22 protein-coding genes and 1 pseudogene are annotated in these 20289 nt (G+C 72.7%); 13 read left to right on the top strand and 10 right to left on the bottom strand.

The genetic code is table 11. The features are described from left to right. Positions 1-22 precede the first annotated feature (22 nt). The 3 genes from CFP66_RS42500 to CFP66_RS42490 are packed head-to-tail and all read left to right on the top strand — an operon-like array spanning position 23 to position 3185. Entirely contained in the window at positions 23-1504 is a 1482-nt protein-coding gene (locus tag CFP66_RS42500) for a M81 family metallopeptidase (protein ID WP_094931040.1), read from the top strand. After that, positions 1501-2250: a copper homeostasis protein CutC gene (locus CFP66_RS42495; protein WP_094931039.1), complete on the top strand. Its 750-nt coding sequence runs from the start codon at positions 1501-1503 to the stop codon at positions 2248-2250. The genes CFP66_RS42500 and CFP66_RS42495 overlap by 4 nt, the downstream gene beginning before the upstream one ends. After that, positions 2247-3185 (top strand): ROK family protein, encoded by a 939-nt coding sequence (locus tag CFP66_RS42490; RefSeq protein ID WP_158228436.1) that lies wholly within the window; start codon positions 2247-2249, stop codon positions 3183-3185. The genes CFP66_RS42495 and CFP66_RS42490 overlap by 4 nt, the downstream gene beginning before the upstream one ends. Before the next feature lie 117 nt (positions 3186-3302). On the opposite strand, the pseudogene CFP66_RS42485 reads toward CFP66_RS42490, so the two are convergent. After that, positions 3303-3425: pseudogene (locus tag CFP66_RS42485) on the bottom strand (transposase); the annotation flags it as partial. 151 nt (positions 3426-3576) lie between these two features. Here CFP66_RS42485 and CFP66_RS42480 point away from each other — a divergent pair. Next, on the top strand, positions 3577-4248 hold the full coding sequence (locus CFP66_RS42480; RefSeq protein ID WP_369805276.1) for a TetR/AcrR family transcriptional regulator: 672 nt from the start codon (positions 3577-3579) through the stop codon (positions 4246-4248). Here the strand turns inward: CFP66_RS42480 and CFP66_RS42475 are convergent. Beyond that, complete coding sequence (locus tag CFP66_RS42475) at positions 4226-4591, bottom strand: nuclear transport factor 2 family protein (protein WP_094931037.1); 366 nt, start codon at positions 4589-4591, stop codon at positions 4226-4228. The two genes, CFP66_RS42480 and CFP66_RS42475, sit on opposite strands and share 23 nt — an antisense overlap. A 227-nt stretch (positions 4592-4818) precedes the next feature. Between CFP66_RS42475 and CFP66_RS50555 the strand changes: the two genes are divergently transcribed. After that, a complete protein-coding gene (locus CFP66_RS50555) occupies positions 4819-5151 on the top strand; it encodes a transposase (protein WP_198962050.1) in 333 nt (110 codons plus the stop codon). 105 nt (positions 5152-5256) lie between these two features. Here the strand turns inward: CFP66_RS50555 and CFP66_RS42465 are convergent, their stop codons facing one another. Beyond that, positions 5257-5883 (bottom strand): LysE/ArgO family amino acid transporter, encoded by a 627-nt coding sequence (locus tag CFP66_RS42465; RefSeq protein ID WP_094931036.1) that lies wholly within the window; start codon positions 5881-5883, stop codon positions 5257-5259. A 71-nt stretch (positions 5884-5954) separates the two neighbouring features. Between CFP66_RS42465 and CFP66_RS42460 the strand changes: the two genes are divergently transcribed. Beyond that, a complete protein-coding gene (locus tag CFP66_RS42460) occupies positions 5955-6857 on the top strand; it encodes a LysR family transcriptional regulator ArgP (RefSeq protein WP_094931035.1) in 903 nt (300 codons plus the stop codon). Here the strand turns inward: CFP66_RS42460 and CFP66_RS42455 are convergent. After that, positions 6845-7777 carry an NAD(P)-dependent alcohol dehydrogenase gene (locus tag CFP66_RS42455; RefSeq protein WP_233160183.1) on the bottom strand — a complete coding sequence of 311 codons (933 nt, stop codon included), beginning with the start codon at positions 7775-7777 and terminating at the stop codon, positions 6845-6847. The two genes, CFP66_RS42460 and CFP66_RS42455, sit on opposite strands and share 13 nt — an antisense overlap. A gap of 73 nt (positions 7778-7850) precedes the next feature. On the opposite strand from CFP66_RS42455, the gene CFP66_RS42450 reads away from it, so the two are divergent. Then, on the top strand, positions 7851-8477 hold the full coding sequence (locus tag CFP66_RS42450) for a TetR/AcrR family transcriptional regulator (protein ID WP_233160174.1): 627 nt from the start codon (positions 7851-7853) through the stop codon (positions 8475-8477). A gap of 5 nt (positions 8478-8482) precedes the next feature. Here the strand turns inward: CFP66_RS42450 and CFP66_RS42445 are convergent, their stop codons facing one another. Continuing rightward, positions 8483-9148 (bottom strand): helix-turn-helix domain-containing protein, encoded by a 666-nt coding sequence (locus tag CFP66_RS42445; RefSeq protein WP_255413939.1) that lies wholly within the window; start codon positions 9146-9148, stop codon positions 8483-8485. A 106-nt stretch (positions 9149-9254) separates the two neighbouring features. Continuing rightward, positions 9255-10010: an SDR family NAD(P)-dependent oxidoreductase gene (locus CFP66_RS42440; protein ID WP_094931055.1), complete on the bottom strand. Its 756-nt coding sequence runs from the start codon at positions 10008-10010 to the stop codon at positions 9255-9257. Between the two features lie 233 nt (positions 10011-10243). On the opposite strand from CFP66_RS42440, the gene CFP66_RS42435 reads away from it, so the two are divergent. Further along, complete coding sequence (locus CFP66_RS42435; protein ID WP_094931031.1) at positions 10244-11167, top strand: LLM class flavin-dependent oxidoreductase; 924 nt, start codon at positions 10244-10246, stop codon at positions 11165-11167. A gap of 97 nt (positions 11168-11264) precedes the next feature. On the opposite strand, the gene CFP66_RS42430 is transcribed toward CFP66_RS42435, so the two are convergent. Beyond that, positions 11265-11978: a hypothetical protein gene (locus CFP66_RS42430; protein WP_094931030.1), complete on the bottom strand. Its 714-nt coding sequence runs from the start codon at positions 11976-11978 to the stop codon at positions 11265-11267. Between the two features lie 138 nt (positions 11979-12116). Beyond that, entirely contained in the window at positions 12117-12686 is a 570-nt protein-coding gene (locus tag CFP66_RS42425; RefSeq protein ID WP_094931029.1) for a GrpB family protein, read from the bottom strand. 199 nt (positions 12687-12885) lie between these two features. Here CFP66_RS42425 and CFP66_RS42420 point away from each other — a divergent pair, with 199 nt between their 5' ends. Next, positions 12886-14871: a hypothetical protein gene (locus CFP66_RS42420; RefSeq protein ID WP_143517587.1), complete on the top strand. Its 1986-nt coding sequence runs from the start codon at positions 12886-12888 to the stop codon at positions 14869-14871. Next, positions 14832-16391, top strand: coding sequence for an ABC transporter substrate-binding protein (locus CFP66_RS42415; protein ID WP_094931027.1), 1560 nt, complete (start codon positions 14832-14834; stop codon positions 16389-16391). Before CFP66_RS42420 ends, CFP66_RS42415 begins: the two co-directional genes overlap by 40 nt. 18 nt (positions 16392-16409) lie before the next feature. Here CFP66_RS42415 and CFP66_RS42410 read toward each other — a convergent pair whose 3' ends face one another. Beyond that, positions 16410-17054, bottom strand: coding sequence for a dihydrofolate reductase family protein (locus CFP66_RS42410; RefSeq protein WP_094931026.1), 645 nt, complete (start codon positions 17052-17054; stop codon positions 16410-16412). A gap of 51 nt (positions 17055-17105) precedes the next feature. Continuing rightward, positions 17106-17948, bottom strand: a complete 843-nt coding sequence (locus tag CFP66_RS42405; RefSeq protein WP_094931025.1) for a class I SAM-dependent methyltransferase — start codon at positions 17946-17948, stop codon at positions 17106-17108. A 72-nt stretch (positions 17949-18020) separates the two neighbouring features. Between CFP66_RS42405 and CFP66_RS42400 the strand changes: the two genes are divergently transcribed. The 3 genes from CFP66_RS42400 to CFP66_RS42390 all read left to right on the top strand — a co-directional run bounded on the left by CFP66_RS42400 (position 18021) and on the right by CFP66_RS42390 (position 20273). Further along, positions 18021-18623, top strand: a complete 603-nt coding sequence (locus CFP66_RS42400) for a TetR/AcrR family transcriptional regulator (protein WP_094931024.1) — start codon at positions 18021-18023, stop codon at positions 18621-18623. A 24-nt stretch (positions 18624-18647) separates the two neighbouring features. Continuing rightward, entirely contained in the window at positions 18648-19412 is a 765-nt protein-coding gene (locus tag CFP66_RS42395; RefSeq protein WP_094931054.1) for a sulfite exporter TauE/SafE family protein, read from the top strand. Between the two features lie 87 nt (positions 19413-19499). Then, positions 19500-20273 (top strand): Asp/Glu racemase, encoded by a 774-nt coding sequence (locus tag CFP66_RS42390; protein ID WP_158228434.1) that lies wholly within the window; start codon positions 19500-19502, stop codon positions 20271-20273. The last annotated feature ends 16 nt before the right edge of the window (positions 20274-20289 follow it).

Raw genomic sequence — 20289 nt, 5'->3', positions numbered from 1 at the left:
TGCTCGACCACCCGCAAGGAGCATGACCCTGAGCACGCCACGCATCGCCATCGCCGGCATGGCCATCGAGTCGTCGGCCTACGCCGCGCACCGCGCCGGCCACCGGGACTTCCACCGCCTCACCGGCGACGCGCTCGTCGCCCGCTACCCGTTCCTCGCGCCCGGTTCCCCGCTGCGCGAGGCCGCCGACTGGCGGGGAGTGTTCTACGCCCGCTCCATCCCCGGTGGCGCCGTCGAGACGGAGGTCTACGAGGACTACCGCGAGCGGATCGTCGCCGGCCTCGCCGCGCTGCACGCGCAGGAGCGCATCGACGCGGTCTACCTGGACGTGCACGGCGCGATGAGCGTGGTCGGCATGGACGACGCCGAGGGCGACCTCGTCACGGCCGTGCGCGCCGTCCTCGGGCCCGACGTTCTCGTCGGCGCGACGATGGACCTGCACGGCAACATCTCGCCGCGCTTCTTCGAGCTGGTCGACCTGCCCACCTGCTACCGGCTCGCCCCGCACGAGGACGCGTGGGAGACCCGCGAGCGCACCGCCCGCAACCTCGTGGCTCAGCTGCGGGAAGGCACCCGCCCGGTCCGCGCCTGGGTGAAGGTGCCGATCCTGCTGCCGGGCGAGAAGACCTCCACCCGCGTCGAGCCGGCGCGGAGCCTGTACGCCTCGCTCGCCGACGTCGAGCGGCGCGACGGCGTCCTCGACGCCTCGATCTGGATCGGCTACGCCTGGGCCGACGAGCCGCGCTGCCACGCGAGCGTGGTCGTCACCGGCTCGGACGCCGACGTGGTGGCGACCGAGGCGGAGGGGATCGCGCGCCACCTGTGGTCGGTGCGTGAGGGGTTCGCGTTCGTCGGCCCGCCCGGCACGCTCGCCGACGGCGTGGAGAAGGCGCTGGCCGCGAGCGAGACGCCGTACCTGATCAGCGACTCCGGCGACAACCCGGGCGCGGGCGGCAGCGGCGACGTCACGTGGACGCTCACCCGCCTGCTCGCCATGCCGGAGCTGACCGCCGCGGACGCACCGCCGGTGTACGTCGCCTCGATCTTCGACGCCGGGGCGGTCGAGGAGCTGGCCGCCCGCGCGATCGGCGACGAGGTCTCCGTCGAGGCCGGTGCCCGCGTGGACAGTCGCGTGAGCGGGCCGGTCCGCATCACCGGCACCCTCGCCTCCCTGACCGCGGGCGACCCGCACGCCGGGCGGATCGCCGTGATCGCCGTCGGCGGGCTGCGCGTGATCGTCACGGAGTTCCGCAAGGCGTTCCACGCCGTCGAGGACTTCCGCGCGCTGGGGCTGGAGCCCACCGAGGCGCAGGCGATCGTCACGAAGATCGGCTACCTCGAACCCACGCTGTACGACATCGCCCGCGGCTGGACGCTCGCGCTGACGCCGGGGCCCGTGGACCAGGACCTGGAGCGCCTCGGCCATTCCCGCATCGCGCGGCCGATGTTCCCGTTCGACGCGTTCGACGCCGACCCCGATCTCACCGCGACGGTGCTGACATGAGCCTGACCCTGGAACTCGCCGTGCAGGACGTCCGCGGCATCCGGGTCGCGGCCCGGGTCCGGCCCGAACGGATCGAGCTGTGCACCGCGCTGGCTCTCGGCGGGCTGACCCCGCCCGCGAGTCTCATCGACGCCGCCGTGGCCGCCCGGGACGCGGGCGGCCCCGGCGTGCACGTCCTCGTCCGGCCCCGCGCCGGCGGGTTCACCTACGACGACGACGAGCTGGCGGTGCTGCTGGCCGACTGCCGCGCTGCCGCGAGGCACGGTGCGGACGGGATCGTGGTCGGCGCGGCCACCACCGACGCCGCCGGTGCTCCCGTGCTCGACCTCGACGTGATCGCGCGGGCCACCGAGGCCGCCGGGGGCCTCGACGTCACCGTGCACCGGGTCGTGGACACCCTGCCCGATCCGGCCGCCGCCGTCGCCGCCCTCGTGGGCACCGGCGTGCGCCGCGTCCTCACTTCCGGTGGCGCGGCCGCCGTGCTCGACGGCCTGCCCGTCCTGCGGGCGATGGTCGCGGCCGCCGCAGGCCGGGTGGAGGTGATGGCCGGCAGCGGTGTGACGCCGGAGTCGGTCGCGGCGCTCGCGGCCACCGGGGTCGATGCCGTGCACGCCTCCGCGAGCCGCGTGCACGGCGACCAGGCGGGCGTGAGCCTCGGGTCCTCCCCCGAGGCCGGACGGTTCTCGAGCACCGACCCCGAGCTGGCCTGCCGGCTGCTGGCCGCCGTTCACGGAGTTGCGGCGTGACCGACCACGTGCTGGGGATCGACTACGGCGGCAGCTCGACCAAGCTGCTGCTCGCGGCGGCCGGCGTCCGGGAGGCCGCGCCCGTGGCGCAGACCCGGGTCCCCACGCCGCGCGGCGCGGGCGCCCTGGAGGAGCTCGCCGCGCACGTCGAGACGTTCGTCGCCGGCCGGAGCGTGCGCGGCGCGGCCGTCACCGTCGCCGGCATCGTGGACGACCGCGGCGTCGTCGTGACCTCGAGCAATCTGCCCTGGCTGGCGGGCCTCGCGATCGGCGACGTGCTGCGCGCGCGGCTCGGCTTCCCCGTCGTGCCCGTGCACGACGGCCGCGCCGCCGCGCGGGCCGAGGCCGTGCTCGGGGCCGGGCGCGGGCACGAGGACACCTACGTCGTGGCGCTGGGCACCGGAGTGGGCAGCGCGCACGTCGTACGCGGCGTGGTGGAGCCCGGGGCGCACAACGCGGCCGGCGAGATCGGGCACATCAGCCAGGACGAGCACGGCCGGCTGTGCTCGTGCCGGCAGCGCGGCTGCCTGGAGACGTTCATCGGTGGGGCGCACCTGGCCCGGCGGTGGCGCGAGGTCGTCACGGCCGAGGGCTGCGCCTCCCCCGACGAGCTGGCAGCGCTCACCGCCCAGGACCTCGTGGCCGCCGCCCGAGCGGGGCACCCGGGCGCCGCGGCGATCGTCGACGAGGCGACGGCGGCGCTGGCCCGCGGCCTGCTCGGGATGCTCGCCACCGTCGACCCCGGGCGCGTGGTCGTCGGGGGCGGGCTGGGGCAGGCGCCCGACGTCATCCTGGAGCCCACGGTCGCGCAGCTGCGGGCGCGCGCGACGTTCCACCAGATCCCCCCGATCGTCCCGGCGACGCTCGGCCCCTGGGCCGGCGCGTGGGGAGCGGCACTGACGGCCGACGAGCTCGCGACGGCTCCCCTGCCATGATCCGAAGTATCGGTTGTCCATGGTCGTGATCACAGCAATGAGCAACCGATACTGCAGATCTTGACGCGTCCGGCGGCGGGGGTAGGGCCACCGTGCGCATCCGGCGCGGAGCCCGATCCGCGAGTAGACGGTCTTCCAGGTGCCGTAGGAGGTAGGCAGGTCCCGCCACGGACTACCTGTCCGGGGCCGCCACAACACCCCGTTGATCACCGGACGGTGGTCGGACCACCGGCCACCCCGACACGCGGCTGCCGTGGCCGCGGTCGTAGGTGCCGCAGAACTGGGTTCTGGTCGGTCGGGGTTGACGGCGACCCTGCCGGCCGGGCGGAACGGGTCCACCGCGTTAGCGGGGTCGATGCCGCTGTGAGCAGCGCGACGGCGGTTGTGATCAGTGCGTTCCCGAGGGTCAGTCGCTGCGATACGCATCACCCGGCTACCGTCGGGCACCGGGTTCGAGCGAAGGGGACGGGTGCCACGGGTCAGCGAGGAACACCTGGCGGCGCGACGCCGGCAGATCGTGGAGGCTGCCTCTCGACTGTTTGCCGAACGCGGTTTCGCCCGTACCAGCATGAACGACGTCGTCCGCGAATCCGGGCTGTCGATGGGCGGCGTGTACCGGTACTTCCCGAGCAAGGCGGATCTCATCATCGCGGTCTGTGAGGGTCGCGGTGGCGACATCGACGGCGAGTTCCCCGTCGAGCACCCCCGCGACCTGCTCACCCGGCTCATCGCCCAGGTCAGGCCCGGCGGTGACCACGCCCGCCTGTCGGTGCAGGTCTGGGGCGAGGCCGCCGTCGAGTCCGATCTCGCCGCGAAGGTCGTCCCGGTCCACCTCCGCCTCGAGGAGCAGCTGACACACCTGTTCGGTGTGGACCGCATCCCGCATGACGACCGGGACGCCGTCGCGCAGGTCGCGCTCTCCGCCGTACTCGGGATGGCCGCGCTGGTGGCCGCGGGGGTGCCGGTCGACGAGCGCCGGTTCGTCGATGCGTTGACCGGCCTCGTCGACCCTCCCCCGGGAGCTACCCGGCGGCCGCGCGCTAGGGAGCGGCGACGGGGCTGAGGTAAAAGCGCGTCGCCGCGATCCGCCCTTCTCGGACGACGGTCATGATGGCGGGCCCGCACAGGACGGTCGGGACGCCACCGGGACCCGTACCGGTCATCTCCCACTCCGACCACAGCTCGCCTCCGGCCTCGGCCCGGCGCAGCACGCGGGCCTGGATGTCCGGAAGACGGGACAGGATGGCTTCCCAGTTGATGGCGACATGCTCCGAGCCGACGAAGCTCTCCGAAGGCCGGTGCGGGACCTCAGCGCGATAGTCCGGGGTGAAGCAGTCCGCGATGCGCTGCGGATCGTGCGAGTTGATGGCCTCACGAAGGCGCTCGACCGGATCGTCGGAGGTCATTGGAGATGCTTCCTCGTCTCTGTTCGTGGGGGAAACCGGGCCGGTCCCGCAGGACGCGAGAACGCCGGAGAGGACCGCGACCGCGGTGGTACTCAGCGCCGTACGGCGGTCCACTCGTCGGGGGATCGACACACGGCAATATTAGAGCGAGCGCTCACTCGTTATGTGCCGGGTCACCTCCACAGGCCCGACCAGCGCACCGACCACCACATCGCGCGAGGACGCACGTGGCCGACGAGGGGACCGAGGTGGCGGGTCGGCACCTGCTCGCGGTGATCGATCAGCACCCCCGGGTCGTGCTCGGGCAGGTAGCGGTGGCGACCGAGACCGCCGGCAAGACCAGCGAGATCAATCGATTCACCCCACTGCTCGACACGCTCGTCGGCGTCGACCTCACGGGCGTGGTGATCACCGCGGACGCGTTGCACACCCAACGCGAGCACGCCGGGGACCTGCACGCCCAGGGCGCCCACTGGGTCCTGGCAGTCACGGCAACCAGCCCTGCTGGGCCTCACGGGTGGCGGCGGTCGGGCCGCCGTCGTCGCGAGGTAGCGGGGTGAGGCCGCCGGTGGTGGCGGGCAGCTCCAACCAGCGGTCGCGCGTGTAGGTCCGTTCCCAGCCGAAAACTCCACTGCTCGGGCTCGGTGAAGAATCCGGTCCGGCGCTCAGATCGCGCCGCTCGCGAGGCCCGCGGCCAGCGACACCATCACGGCGGCGATCACCGCGTCGAGCACGCGCCACGCGACGCGTCGGGCGAACAGGGGCTGGAGGTACCGGGCGCCGTAGGCGAGGCCGGCGAACCACAAGGCGCTCCCGGCGACGGCACCGGCCGCGAACCACCAGCGGTGGTCCCCGTGGGTGTTGGCGATCCCGCCGAGCAGCACCACCGTGTCCAGGTAGACGTGCGGGTTGAGCCAGGTCAGCGCCAGGCAGACGCCCACGGTGGCGGCGAGCCCGTTCGCGATCTCCCCGCCCCCCGCGTCGAGCACGCCGCGGGACTGCAGGGCCCGGCGCGCCGCGAGGAGCCCGTACCCGAGCAGGAACACCGCGCCGGCGATCCGGATGGCGGCCACCAGCCACGGCACGGCGTCCAGAGCGGCCCCGGCGCCCATCACCCCCACGGCCACGAGGACCGCGTCAGAGACCGCGCAGACCGTCGCCACCACGGCGACGTGCTCACGGCGCAGCCCCTGCCGCAGGACGAAGGCGTTCTGGGCGCCGATGGCGACGATGAGCGACAGACCCAGTGCCAGCCCGGCGGCGGCGGTGATCAGCGCGGACGGAAAGGGCACAACCCGACGCTAGGCACCCCGGGTCCCGTAATCCAGTTCATGATTCTGCAGCACCATTAGCATCTCTGTTCATGGATCTGGACCTCGGACAGCTGCGCGCCCTGAGCGCGGTGGCGGCGGAGGGCACGTTCGACGCGGCGGCGCGCCGACTGCACGTCACACCGTCGGCGATCAGCCAACGGATCAGGGCGCTCGAGATCGCGACGGGGCGGGTCCTGCTGGTCCGGAGCAAACCCGTGGTGGTCACGCCGCCCGGCCACGCGGTGCTGCGGCTCGCCCGTCAGATCGAGGCCCTCGCCACCGACACCGGCCGCGAGCTCGGCCTCGACGACTCCTCCGGGCCGCTGACCGTGCCCATCGCCGTGAACGCCGACTCCCTCGCGACGTGGGCGCTGCCCGCGCTCGCCCCGTTGGCCGACACCCTGTGCTTCGAGATCCACCGGGAGGACCAGGAGCACACGAGCGCCCTGCTGCGCGACGGCACCGTCATGGCCGCGGTCACCGCCGACGCCGAACCGGTGCCCGGATGTCGCTCGACGCCTCTGGGCCGCATGCGCTACCGGCCGCTGGCCGAACCCGCCTTCGCGCAACGCTGGTTCCCCGACGGCCCGACCACGTCGGCCCTGGCCGCGGCGCCCGTCGTCGTGTTCGATCGCAAGGACGATCTGCAGCACCGCTACCTGCGTCGCCGCTCCCGTTCACCCCTCGCGCCGCCCGTGCAACAGGTGCCGTCCTCCGCGGAGTTCCTCACCGCCGTGCGGCTCGGCCTCGGCTGGGGGATGGTCCCCGATCAACAGGGCGCGGAGCACCGCAGTGCCGGCCGGCTCGTGGAGCTCGACCCGCGCAGCGTCGTCGATGTGGCACTCCACTGGCAGCAATGGCGACTGTCCTCGACCGCCCTCGACCGCGTCACCGACGCCGTGGTCACGGCAGCGAGGGCCGCGCTGCACCCGCCCGGCGGTCAGTCGACCTGAACGACGATCTTGCCGCGGACACCGCCCTGTTCCAGGGCACGGTGGGCAGCGGCGATCTCGGCCAGCGGGAACACGCGATCCACCTGCGGACGGATCGCCCCGGCCGCCACCCAGCGGCCGAGCTCGGCCATCAGCGGGGCACGCGGGTTGCCGCTGAAGCCGCGGATCCAGCGCTGCGGGCGCGCCGCGTGCACGGCGATCGTGCCCAGCGAGCGGACGGGCCGGTCGAGGTCGAACGCGATCGCGACCACCCGCCCGTGCGGGGTGAGCAGGCGCCGGGTGGCCGCCAGGTCGGTGCCGACGGTGTCGAGGACGACGTCGAACCGGCCCGGGTCACCGGGCGCGCGGTAGTCGATCGCCTCGTCGGCGCCGAGCTCGGCGACCAGGTCGAGGTTCACCGCGCTCGCCAGCCCGGTCACGTGCGCGCCCATGGCCTTCCCGAGCTGCACGGCGATGTACCCGACCCCGCCGGTCGCGCCGCGGACCAGCAGTCGCTCACCGGGCGCGAGCGCGGCGACGTCGCGCAACGCGGTGATCGCCGTGGTCCCGACCGGCAACGCGGCCGCCTGCACCGGGTCGAGCCCGGCAGGAACGTGGTCGAGCCGGTCGACCGGCACCGCGACGAACTCCGCGGCCGTCCCCATGCGCCGCCCCAGCACTCCCCAGACCAGGTCTCCCTCCGCGAACCTCCCGCCCGCCGCGTGCGTGACCTCGCCGACCAGGTCGACCCCCACCCGCTTGGGGAACCGGTTGCCGCTGAACGGTCGGAGCCGCCCTGCCCGCATCGCGGTCTCGCCACCGTTCACCGACAACGCCCGCACCCGGACCAGCACCTCACCCGGGCGCGGACGTGGGACGGGCCCCGTGGTCACGGACAGGACATCGGGCGGGCCGTAACGGTCGTAGGTCACCGACCGCATCGAAGTGGAGGACATGCTCCACATCTATCACCGGATCCGGATTGGGGCTTCCACTTCGTCTAAAGCGAGAAGGGTGACGACGACATCGCCTCGGTTGCGCACCGATGCGGCCGCCAACCGGGCCCGGATCCTCGAGGTCGCACGGGAAGCGCTCGCAGCCGAGGGGCTGGGCGTCTCGATGACCGAGATCGCCCGCCGCGCGGGCCTCGGGGTCGCGACCCTCTACCGCCGGTTCCCCACCAAGGAGGAGCTGGTCGCCGAGGCGTTCGCCGGGGAGATGGGAGAGTGCGCCGACCTGCTCGACGCCGCGCTCTCCGACCCCGATCCGTGGCGTGCGTTCTGCCGGGTGATCGAGCAGGTGTGCGCCATGCAGGCCGGCAACCACGGGTTCTCGATGGCGCTCCTCACCGCGTTCCCGCAGAGCACCGATTTCACCGCGTTGCGGGAGCGGACCGACCGCGACTTGGCGGAACTGGTCCGCCGCGCGCAGGCGGCCGGAGCCCTGCGCCACGACTTCGACCCGGCCGACCTGCCCCTGGTCTTCGTGGCCAACAGCGGGCTGCGCGCCGCGGCGCCCGAGGTCGCTCCCGACGCCTCCCGCCGGCTCGTCGCCTACCTGCTACAGGCATTCCGGGCCGACTCGACCCGTCCGCTTCCCCGGCCCGCCCGCATCCCGCTCGACGCCGTCCTCCGCTCCTGAGGCACTCAGTGGCCGTTACGTGCTGTGAGCGCCTCGATCGTCAGGGCCGCCCGCTGGACGTGCGGAGCGAAGCTCTCCGCTCGTAGCCGGGACGAGGTGGCGATCTGCAGCGACGCGCGCCGGCCGTCGGGCAGGATCAGCAACCTCGCGTAGCACGTCAGGCCATCCAGCAGGTCCTGATCGTCGACGGCGGCGGCGAACGGTCGCCTGCGGACCGACTGCGGGGTTCCCGGATCGAGGACCAGGCCCGCGGCTGTCGCGTCGGGCATCTCCACACCGGCGTAGGCGTCGATGGGCAGTGCCTCCCGGCCGGGGATCATCTCCATCGCCACCAAGGAGGTCTCGGTCGGCACGACGAGCGACACCGTGGCACCGGTCTGATCCCGCAGCCCTTGGATGACCCGGTTGACGCCGGTGCGAACCCCACCGAACGGTTGCGCCCGCACCACGGTCTCGACCAGCTGCGGCGACACCGTCCACCGGCCGTCGGCACGCAGCTCGACCGCCTTGCTCCGGCGCAGTTGACGCAACAGCCGGTGGACCGTGGACCTGGGAATGGAGGTCAGCTCGGCCAAACTGGACATCTGACGATGCTCGTCCGCGTCCGGCAGGGCCCGCAGCACTCGAAATCCACTTTCCAGGACCCCTCGCCCGCGCTCCCGCTCAGGCACCGTCCATGCGCTCCGTTCGGCCCGGCGGAGAACCCTCCCGACCTCGCCCAGCGTACGCCGCCCAAGATCGGGAACCACGGAGGAACCCCTCCGCAACCACTCGGCCTCAGAGGCTCTGGCCGCCGCTGAGTTCGATGCAGCTCCCGTTCGCCCAGCCGAACGCAGCGGACAGCACTGCGGGCACAGCCGCGCCGAGATCGTCCGGAAGGCCGATCCGGCCCAGTGCGATGACCGCGGCCGAGAGTTCCTTCACCTCGTCGCTGTGCATGATGCCGCCACCGAAATCGCTCTCGGTCGCGCCGCCTCGGAGGGTGTTCACGCGAATCCCGCGACCGGCGAGCTCGACGGCCTGGTAGCGGGTCAGCACCTCCAACGCCCCCTTGACCGCGGCATAAGCGGAGCCGCCGGGCACGACCGCGCGGGTCAGCGCGGTGGACAGATTCAGAATCCGCCCCTCGTCGGCCAGGAGGGGAAGCAACCGCTGGGTCAGGAAGTACGGCGCCTTCAGGTTCACCGAGACCAGATCGTCGAACTGCTCCTCGGTGGTCTCGGCATACGGCGTGAAGTAGCCGATCCCCGCGTTGTTGACCAGGTAGTCGAACTGTTGCGCCCTCCAGCCGTGCAAGACCTCCGAAACGCTGTCGGTGAAGGCCGGGAACACGTCCACGCGGGCCACGTCCAGCTGCAGGAAATGCAGCTTTCCCCCCTTCTGCGTGACCTGCTCCGCAAACTCCTTCGCCTCGACCGCGCTGCGGTTGTACGTGCCGATGACAGAGACGCCGGCATCGATCAGATGAGCCGCCATACTGCGGCCGAAACCCCGACTCGCTCCGGTGATCAGAGCAATCTTCACGTCGTTCACCACAGCATGGTGGGTCCAGGCGCGGCGAACCTGCCAGCACCTGTCCACCCAGTGGCCGCCACGGCAGGGACGTGTGATCACGCCGACCCCTCACGCTCAGCCGCTACCGGTCGGCATCCGAGGCTGAGCCGTCGATGCTGGGCCACGCCTACTCTCGCGTCCGACGACCGGGAGACCTCGACGGGCTGCACCAGCGCCTCCCCTGGGCGGTGTGCGCTACTGATGGAGTGAACATGACGGTGTTCGGTATGGGGCTCGACTCCGGCTTCAACGGTCTGGGTGTCGTCCCCTTCGACCCCGCGAGGTTGATCGCCGACGCTCGGGAAGCCGACCGTGCCGGGCTCGACGTGGTGTCGGTGACCGACCACCCCTACCACCACGAGCACTTGGAGGCGTACGCCACGATCGGCTACGTCCTCGGATCTACGAGCCGGGTGAGCGGGCTCGTGTCGGTGACCAACCTGGCGTGCCGCCCGGCGCCGCTGCTCGCTCGCACGGTGAGCACCATGTCCCAGCTGTCGGGGGGACGCCTCGTGCTGGGAATCGGTGCCGGAGTTCTCTGGGACGAGATCGTGAAGTTCGGGGTCGAGCCGCGCACGCCGGGCGCTCGCGTCCGCATGCTCGAGGAGGGCATCACCCTCGTCCGAGCGCTCACCGGCGGCGGTGCCCCGGTGACGTTCGAGGGCGAGTTCTTCCGCGTCGACGGCCTGGTTCCCACAGCAACTCCGACACCACCCATCTGGACCGGCTCCATGGGGCCGGCGTCACTGGCACTCACCGGGCGGATGGCCGACGGATGGCTCCCCGCTGCTGCTCAGGACTGGCGGAGCGACTACGTCGCCGCGGCACGGAGCACGATCGACTCGGCCGCGATCGAGGCGGGCAGGGATCCGGCCGCCATCGCAACGGTCTACAACCTCTTCGGCACGATCACCGACACCGCGGTCGACGTCGTCCGTGGCGTCGACAGCCACGGGATCGGCTGGCTGCGCGGAACCGTGGACCAGTGGGTCGAGGAGCTGACCGGCGCGGTCGAGGAGCACCGAGCGGGCGGCTTCGTGTTCTTCCCTGTTGCCGATGGCATCGATGAGCAGCAGAAGATGCGTTCCCAGTGGCTCCACGAAATCGTACCCGCGGTCCGAGCCGCGACAGGATGAGACCGGGAAGGCAGCGGGCGGACACGATCGCGCACGGGCAGGGGCGCATCCGAGCGGTGAGCAGGGACGCGCCCCTACCTGCCGAGCCGTCACCGGCTCATCGCTCGGTGCTTCGGGCAGGTGCTGCGTCGATGATCCGGTTCTCCGCCTTCACCCGTCGGTAGACGACGATGCCGGCGACGATCGTCCAGACCATCGAGAGCACGCGCCCGACCGGAAGGGCGACGTTGGCGTAGTAGAACGCCAACGACAGCAGGCCCATCATCGCGATCCCACCGGAGACGAACCCGAACCACCGCGTCGGCTTCCCGAACAGCAGCTCACGGCCGAGCACCAGGGCCGAGCCGACGACGAACACGCCGAGCGTCACGACGTTGACCACACCGCCCGCGTAGAAGTTCGACTGGCGCAGGATCTGGACGGTCGCGTCGCTCGCAGAGCTCGCGATCATCGCCAGCGTCACCGAGAGCGCGGACGAGACCACCATCGCGGCCACCGACAGGTAGCCGACCCGCGGCAGCCAGGCGCCGCCGGCGGCGCGCAGGGCCGGCGCGAGGGCGGCGACGAACACCGCGAAGCAGGCCACCGAGAGGATCTGCAGACCGGCGGTGGTTCCGACGGCGGTCGGGTTGGCCGCGTAGTAGGCGGCCACGTCCGAGGCGGGCGAGCCGGGCAGCGGCAGCGGCCGGTCGGCGGAAGCCCCGGACACCGGGCCGACCGCCAGGTACGCGCCGAGGAATCCGACGGGGGCGAACAGGCCGGGGCCGACGGTCGAAACGGTCCGGTTGCGGGCGTAGCCGGGAGCGTCCATGGGTTTCTCCTTGTTCGGATCGGATGCTCACGATCCGGCACCGGACGCATGGACACGTCCTGCTCACGGCGCGACCCCTGCTACCGCGCCGGTGGTACGCGCCGACGCCGCCCTGCGCTCGGGGATGTAGGCACCCGATCAGGGAGACCGCCGGCTCGCCGGTTGCCGGCCGACCGCCCGTGCCCATACCTGCGCGCGGGCGGTGATCTCGGCGATGAGCGCGCCCTTCGCCTCGGCGTAGGCGTTCATGTCCGCCCACTCGCGCTCGGCGAGCGCGCGCTTGAGAGCGGCGTATGCCTCGCGGTCGGCGGGATCGAGGCGGAGCCGGTCCCGGAAGAGCAGGTGCCTGCGCTCCCACTCACTCCCCTCCCCGCAGATGTGGACGTGCACGTCGAGGGCGGCGGTGCGGACCATCCGGTGGCCCGGCTGGCGGACCCGCAGCCGGTAGCCCGCTCGCTCCAGGGCCGGCAGGTACGACGGCTCGTCGTCCGGGTCCCGGACGCTGAGGTCGATGTCGATGATCGGCTTGGCGGCGAGGCCGGGCACGGCGGTCGAACCGATGTGGTCCACCCGGCGAGCGGAGGAACCCAACGCCCCCACGATCCGCGCGCGCTCGGCGGCGAACCTGTCCGGCCAGGTCGGGTCGTACTCGACGATGACGATCTCGCGCTTCTCCGGTCCGCCGATCAGCTCGGTCTCCTCGGGCACGCGCTCGAGGATGGCGCATCGCGGCCGCGCGCGGGGTGACCGCGCAGGGTGACCACGATCCGCACCCGGCGCCGGCGCCCGTACGGGCGTCGCGCGCCCTCGACAGGGGGGACACGATCACTCACCGTGCGTATCCTGTGCCCACTTCGTTGATCAGGTGGTCCCGGTCACCCGGGTTGCCGCGACTGTGGGGGTGGCGGTGTCGGACGATCGGGAAGAGGATCTTCACCGGTTCGTTCGCGGTTGCGCGGCCCGTGACGGCAACGGGGACGGCGACGACCTGCCGATCGTCGTGCTCTGGGGATCGCGGGGCTCGGAGGGCTCCGACCTGCTGAGGCACCTGCAGTCGGTGGAGCACTGGCCCGCGCCGCGCGCACACCTCGACGGGGAGCGGCTGCCGACGGACCTGCGGCCCCACCGGGTGGCGAACCAGCTGGCATTCCAGCTGGGGCGGCGGGTCCCCCGGTTCGGACGCGCCCGCTTCCCCCGCTTCTTCCTGGGGATGGGGGCGGTGCGCGAGCCCCTCGATCCCGACAGCGGGCCCGGCGTCCGGGACGCCCGCCGCGCCTTGATCACGAGCAGGCTGCGGAACCGGCCCGACGGCCGGAACTGGGTGCGGGAATCGGCAGAGGCGCTCGCCGGCGTCGCCGGTCTGGACGGCCCGGTGACCAACGTGGTGGGCCTGGCGGTGGACGGCGTGGTCGAGGTCGTCCGCACGATCTCGCTGCTGCGGAGCGCCGGCATGCGGTGGTACCAGGACGGACTCGGGTTCCGCACCCCCGACCCCGCCGATGCCCTGGTGGAGCTGTCCGTGCAGGAGTTCCTCGGCAACCACGAGTGGGTCGACGACGTGCTCTGCCGTGCCTTCGTCGCCGACCTGCGGGGCGAGTTCGACGGCGGCGTCACCCTGTACGGGCGCCGGACCGACGCGCTCGTGCTGCTCGACAACGTCGGCACGCCGGCCGCCCGGCGTTTCCTCACGATGCTGTCCGAACAGCCGGACGGCTCCGGGCCGCTGCTCGTCGTCGCCGCCTCCCACCAGCGCTTCCCCCCGGATGCGGCGGAGCGGCCGGCCGACTGGCAGCCGGATCCGCTCGCCGAGGCCTCGACCGACCGCTGGTCGGCGCGCCGGGCCGCGCGCGCCGGGAGCCGCTTCTACCCGGTGTGGGTCGATCCCATCGACGACGTGCCCCCCACCGCCGGGCCGACCAGACCGGAGGTGCGGGCGGAAACGAAGCGGCGGGACCTGCGGGCGGCCCAGTTCCCCGCCGTCGCCTTCGCCCACCGGTTGACCGCGGCGCACCCGGCCGGCCTGAACATGGTGTTCGAGACGTTCCGGCGCAACGGCGGAGTGCCCGATCACGGAGACGGTGCGGCGCGGTACGACCTGCGGGGCGTGCTCGGCATGGAGCACAGCACCGGGAGATCGCTGGATGACGCGGTGTTCGACCTGGTGCTCGGCCCGTGGGCCAACGAGATCCGCCGCGGGCTCGTCCTGATGGCGATGACCGTCGACCTGTCCGACGCCGCCATCGCTCCGATCCTCAACACGGAGAACCAGCTGGTCGCGAAGCTGATCACCGAGTTCCGGGCGAACGACCTCTGGGTCGCGCGCACCGTGGCGGACGGTGTGGCGCAACCCCCGCGGATGCACCCGTTCGCGCTGCGGGCGATCGCCCACCGGCTGGGGCGCGAGGGCGGTATCGCCGAGCTCGACCTGCGCTGGGACCAGGCGCACGAGCTCCTGCGGATCCCGGCCGCCGCGCGCGACGACCAGCGAGCGGTGCTCTACCACGAGCTGGCGCTGGGCCGCCTCGCAGCGGTGGCGACCCGGCTCACCGAGATGTTCGATCCGGTGGACCCGAGGTACTGGTACGAGCTGCTCCTCCAGGTCGCGGTGGCGCCGCTGGCCCGTCCCGATCGCGCCGACGGTGCGAACGCCCACTGGGCCGAGCTCGCCGCGGACCCGGCGCCGGAGACCGTCGTGACCCGACGGTTGGTCGCGGCGCTGCAGTTGCACACCGACCCGCTCGGCGACCCGTCCCACGAGATGTGCGCGATCGTCGCCCGCGAGCTGGGCGAGCTCGCCGGGCACGCGGATGCCGGAACGGCGTTCCTGCTCGCCAGGAGCAGCGAGTTCGAGAGGTGCTGGAACCGCTGGCACTCGCGTTGGGGGGAATCCTGATGGGGTTGTGGGCCGACATCCACCCACGGTGGCGCACGCTGCTGGTGGTGCTGCTGGTCGCCGGGCTGGTCGCGGTAGGCGTCCGCGTCTGGTGGGGGATCACCTACTGCGCCCAGGGCATCACGAAGGCCGACGGCAGCTGCGTCGGCATCACCGACGGATCGCACGGAGCCGTGTTCGGCGACGGCACGGCGGACGTGCTCCGGCTCATCGGCGAGGAGAACGCCCGGATCGCCGCCGACCCCGGGGACAAGGAGATCGTCAGCATCGCCTACGTCGTGCCCATCCCGCCGCCCGGCGTCGAGGACGCCTACGCCACCCGGCTGGCCGGCGACGTCATGGGGGCGGCCGTCGCCCAGCGCCAGGCCAACCGCACCACCACCCTCGGCGACCGGCCCCTGATCCGACTGCTGGTGGTGAACGTGGGTGACTCCGCCGCCCCTGCGCGGGAACCGATCGACGAGCTGATCGAGATGGCGGGGGCGGGCTTCGCCGAGCACAAGCTGATGACCGTGGTGGTGAGCGGCAAGTCCCTCGACCCGCTCACCGAGCTGATCGATGCGATGGTCGCGGCCGAGGTGCCGGTGGTCGTCTCCCACCTGACCGCCGAGCAGATCACCTCCGCGCCCGCACCGCCGGACACCTCGCTCGCCAGGGTCGCCCCCACCACCGCGGACGAGGCCGCCGCGCTGGCGGCCTACCTCCGCCCGACCACCGGCCGAGCGCTGATCGTGCAGAACAGCGATCAGGAGGACCGCTACGCGCAGAGCCTCGGCGTCGCGTTCCGGGAGCACTACCCCGACGCCGGTCACGTCGTGCTGGAACCCGTCGAGACCTTCATCGGCTCGGTGGCCGGCGCGGCGAACGTCATGCCCAGCATCCTGCGAAACATCTGCCATCAACGCCCCGACGTGGTGTTCTTCGCGGGTCGATCGCCCGAGCTCGCCGCGCTGGTCTCCGCACTGCCGGCACGCCCGTGTCTCGACCACCCGATCCGGCTGGTGACCGGCGACGACGGTGCCAGCTTCGCGGCGGCCGTGGCGGGCGGCTCCCCGGAGCTGAGCAGGGGCCTGGAGGCGAACGCGTCGGTCGCCTACACCGCGCTCGCGCACCCCCAGGCGTGGCGGCAGTCGCCCGACGCGTTCGCCCCCGCGTCGGCGGCGTACCTGACCGGCAGCTGCCCGGAGTGCTTCCCGACCCTGTTCCCCGGCCAGAGCCTCGACGACAGCTACGCGATCATGGCCTACGACGCGATGATGACGGCCATCACCGCCATCCGCTCCCCCACCGTCACCGGCAGTCCGGTCAGCTCACCGGGAGCGGTGATCCAGGAGTTCAAGCGGATCCACGGGCCCGACTCTCGGGCGGGTGCGAGCGGTTGGATCTCGCTCGACCCCTCCGGCTACCCGATCAACAAGGCGGTGGCGATCATCGGCGTGGCGCCGACCGGCGCGTCCGAGTTCATCCAGCTCAGCTCCCCCTCGGGAACGCCCTGCACACCGAACACCGCACTCTGCTGATCACGAACGCGAGCAGGCTCACCGTCGCCAGAACAGGTGGTGGGTGACACCGCTCGGGCTGGGCACGACGTCGAGGTGGAACCGGTCACGCAGCTCGTCGGGCGACTCCCAGAGGCGCACCCCGGATCCGAGCTCCACCTGCGAGACCGCCACGTGCATGGTGTCGACGAGGCCGGCGTCGAGGAACTGGCGGATGGTGGTGGCCCCACCGCCGAGCCGGACGTCCTTGCCCTGCGCAGCGTCCCGCGCCCGGTCCAGGACCACCGCGGGCTCGGCGTCGACGAAGTGGAACGTGGTGTCGGAGAGGCTGAACGACGGGCGCTCGTGGTGGGTCAGCACGAACACCGGGGTGTGGAACGGGGGCTCGTCGCCCCACCAGCCGCGCCAGTCGTGGTCGCGCCACGGGCCTCGCTGCGGGCCGAACTTGTTGCGGCCCATGATCTCGGCGCCGATGTTGCGGGCGAAGTCCCGCGTGAAGTGGTCGTCGAGGCCGCGGCTCCCGCCGGGATCCGTGCGGTTGGGCCAGCTCGCCGTGGCGCCGGCCCAGGCGAACATGTCGCCGGGGTCGGCGTGTCCGAACGGTCTCTCGAGGCTCTGGTGCTCGCCGGCACCGAAGCCGTCCCGCGAGACGGTGAAGTTCTGCACCCTCAGCAGCTGGTCCACGCGATTCCTCCTGCATCTCCCACGATGGCACGGCCCCGTCGTCAGGCGCCGTCAGACAGCAGTCGGAGCCGATCCGGCCTTCTCGACATCCATCACCGCGGACGTCGCCAGGGTGGTGTAGCGCATCGTGAAGCGGCCGCCCATCGAGTCGATGGCGGTGCCGACCGCGTCGAGGACGACGGCCGTCTTGTCGGCGGGTAGCGGGCCGAGGCCGCCGGTCGTCGGGAGCAGGTCCAGCCACTGGTCGCGGGTGTAGGTCCGTTCCCAGTCGAACCGCCACTGCTCGGGCTCGTGGAAGCACCCGCTCCGACGGATCGCGTCGGCGACCTTCGCGTACCCCGCGCGGTACACGTCCAGCGGGCGTCGCGCCGGCTGCGCGCTGAACGGCGACTCCGGTGCCACCCGGCGGTAGGCGTGGGCGAACGGCTCGGCCACCTCGGCGGGTGGCTCGTACACGTGCCCGAAGATCGCCAGGCGTCCGTCCGGACGCAGCACCGCGGCCGCCTTGACCGCGCCGATGGCCGGATCCACCCAGTGCCAGGACTGGCCCGCGATCACCGCGTCGAACGTCCGGCCGGCCGGCTGCCACTCCTCGAACGTGGCCACCTCGACCCGCAGGCCGCGGCGTCGTGCGAACTCCGCCATCCGCGCATCGGGCTCGACACCGAGCACGGCACAGCCGGCGGCCTGGAACTGGCGGGCGGCGATTCCGGTGCCACAACCCACGTCCAGCACCTCGGAACCTGGGCTCCCGTCGCGGATCCGGGCCACCAGCCCTTCGGGGTAGTCGGGCCGCGCCCGGTCGTAGCGGTGCGCGTCGGTACCGAACGACTCGGCCGTCCGCCGGGCCTCGTGCAGCCCCGGTGGGGCTGGCTCCTGGGGTAAGGTGGGCATGTGCCCACCTTAGTGGGCGCCTGCCCACTCGGCAACGGACGTCGCCTGCCGGACGTGCGAGAGGATCTGCGGATGCCGACCGGGGTGCACCTTCGCGACGCGCGGCAGCAGCTGTTCGACGCCGCCGAACGCGTGCTGCTGCGCGACGGGGCGCACGCGCTGACCAGCCGGGCCGTCACCGACGAGGCGGGCTGCGCCAAAGGCGTGCTGCACCGGCACTTCAGCGACTTCGACGCCTTCCTCGCCGAACTGGTGCTCGATCGTGCCGCGCAGCTCGAGACGCGGGCGAGCGCGCTGCGCGAGTCCGCGGGCACCGCCACGGTGGCCGACAACCTCACCAGCGCGCTGGTGACGCTGTTCGGGCCGGTTCCCGTGGCGATCATCCCGCTCATCACCTTCCGGGACGAGCTGCGCGCGCGGCTGCGACGAGCGGCGCCGGGGGGCGGCATCACGATCCTCGCGCAGGCCACCACGGCGATCTCCGCCTACCTGGCCGACGAGCGTGGGCGGGGCCGCATCGCCGCCGACGCCGACATCGAGTCCCTCACCCTCTCCCTGGTCGGTGGCGCGCACCTCCTGTTCGCGGACCGCGACCCCGGCCCGCCGACCACGACAACCGTCCACAAGCTCGTGACCACGGTTCTCGCCGACGTCGTGCAGCGGCGGCCGTGCTGACGGCGGCGCGCGGTGAGCGTGCCGATGGCTGAGCTGACGATCCCCGTCCTGGTCCTGCTGGCAGTGTTGGGCCTGGTCGGCGGGATCGGCATCACCGCGGTGGGGCCCGGCGGCGTGCTGCCCACGATCGGCCTCTTCACCCTGACCGCCGCGTCCCCGTCCGAAGTGGCCGGTACCGCGATCGTCACCCACGTCGCCACGGGTGTACTGGCCACCGCCGCCTACACCCGCTCCGGCCACCTCGGCGACCCCGCGATCCGCCGCACGGCGTTGCTCCTCGCCGCGGCCGCCCTGTTCGGCACGCCGGTCGGCGTGCTGATCAACGCCCGGGTGTCCGAGCGGGTCTTCGGTGTGGTGCTCGGGAGCTTCGTGGCGTTCGTGGCCGCGCTCGTCTGGTACCGCGAGCACCGAGCCCGTGTCGTCGCGACAGCCCACCCGTCCGCACCGCTCGTGGCCGGGATCGGGTTCGCCGTCGCCGTCGCCGCCGGCATCGTGGGCATCGGCGGCCCGATGCTGACGGTCCCGCTCCTTGTCGCCCTCGGCGTCCCGGTACTGGAGTCCCTGGCGGCCGCCCAGGCCCAGTCGATCGTCATCGCCGGTGTCGGCACCCTGGGGTACCTGGCGCACGGGGCGATCGACTGGCCCCTCGCCGCTCTGGTCGGCATCCCCGAGCTGGCCGGCGTGCTCATCGGCTGGAAGATCGCTCAGGCGCTGCCGACCCGGAGTCTCAAGAACGCTCTGGTCGTCACCCTGCTGGCCCTCGCGCCCTACCTCGCCCTGCGCGGCTGACCCCTGCGCGGGGCATGGGCCGAGCGCCGTCGGGTAGCCGACGGGTACCGCCTCTCGAGAACCCCCGCACCTGGCAGGTGAACGGCCTTGGCAACCCTTGACGCACTGCACCCCGCCGAGCCCGCGCCCCCACAGGGCATCGGGGTGATCGCGCCCGCCGACTTCACCCTCGATCGGGAGCTCTGGCGTTGGGTGCCGGCCGATGTCGCGCTGCACGTGACACGGCTGCCGACCTGCGCCTCCCGGATGACGGTCCAGGTCGCCGAGCTCCTGCACGACCTGGCGGCGGTCCGGCAGGCCACCCAGGACCTGCTGACGCCCGAGCCGGCAGTCGTCGCCTACGCCTGCGCCGCCGGCAGCTTCGTCGACGGCGCGGCCGGCGACCGCGTGCTGTCCCGCACGATCCGGGACGCCGGCGCTCCGGCCGCCTGCACCATGTCCCGAGCGCTGGTCGACGGGCTGCGCCTGCTCGGCGTCACCCGGCTCGGCGTCGTCACCCCCTACCCGCGCGCGATGAACCGGCGGCTGGTCGGCTACCTCGCCGAGCACGGGGTGCAGACGGTGTGGGTGGACGGCGTCGAGGTGCTCGAGCAGATCGGGCGCGGGGACACCCCACGGATGGGCGGGGACGGGGCGCAAGCGCTGTTCATCGGATGCACGAACATCCCCACCTACGACGTCCTCGCCTCGCTCGAGGAGCTCGTGGGCAAGCCGGTGCTCACCGCGAACGAGATGCTGATGTGCGCCGCGCTGCGCGCGCTGGACCGGCCGGCCGTCGCCTGGTGCTCCCGGGAGAGCGCGAGCGACGCTCCGGCCGCGTCGCTCACCGCGCTCGGCGCGACGACGAGCCCGTCCGGCTGACCGTGTGACGCGCACC

The sequence above is a fragment of the Pseudonocardia sp. MH-G8 genome (genome assembly GCF_002262885.1).
Classification (GTDB): Bacteria; Actinomycetota; Actinomycetes; order Mycobacteriales; family Pseudonocardiaceae; genus Pseudonocardia.
This window is presented reverse-complemented; position numbering and strand designations above follow the sequence as displayed.